The 385-nt window shown below is 36.6% G+C and carries 1 protein-coding gene; it reads left to right on the top strand.

Annotated features, from left to right (window positions below; all coding sequences use genetic code 11):
• Positions 1-74 precede the first annotated feature (74 nt).
• A partial coding sequence (locus K9U40_RS24565; RefSeq protein ID WP_282892642.1) for a hypothetical protein occupies positions 75-385 on the top strand: 311 nt, incomplete at its 3' end.

Below are 385 nucleotides of genomic sequence, written 5' to 3'. Positions count from 1 at the left end.
CAATTATAATAATCATGCCATTATTATATTTAAACACCAGAGCGTGTCGTTGGTATTTAATGGGGGAAGGTGAGATGAAAAAGATAGCTGCTATATCATTAATTAGTATTTTTCTTATGTCTGGGTGTGCTGTACATAATGATGAGACAAGTATCGGTAAATTTGGTCTTGCATATAAAAGTAATATTCAGCGTAAACTCGATAAACAATACTACACCGAAGCCGAAGCTTCTTTAGCAAGGGGCAGAATATCTGGTGCAGAAAAAATAGTAAAAAATGATGCAGCCCATTTCTGTGTTACTCAGGGCAAACAAATGCAGATAGTTAAATTGAAGACAGAAGGTGCAGGATTACATGGCGTTGCTCGTCTGACATTCAAATGTGG

Source organism: Xanthobacter autotrophicus (assembly GCF_030015065.1).
Classification (GTDB): domain Bacteria; phylum Pseudomonadota; class Alphaproteobacteria; order Rhizobiales; family Xanthobacteraceae; genus Xanthobacter; species Xanthobacter autotrophicus_D.
The sequence above is the reverse complement of the archived record's forward strand: the minus strand, read 5'-3'. Positions and strand labels throughout refer to the sequence as shown.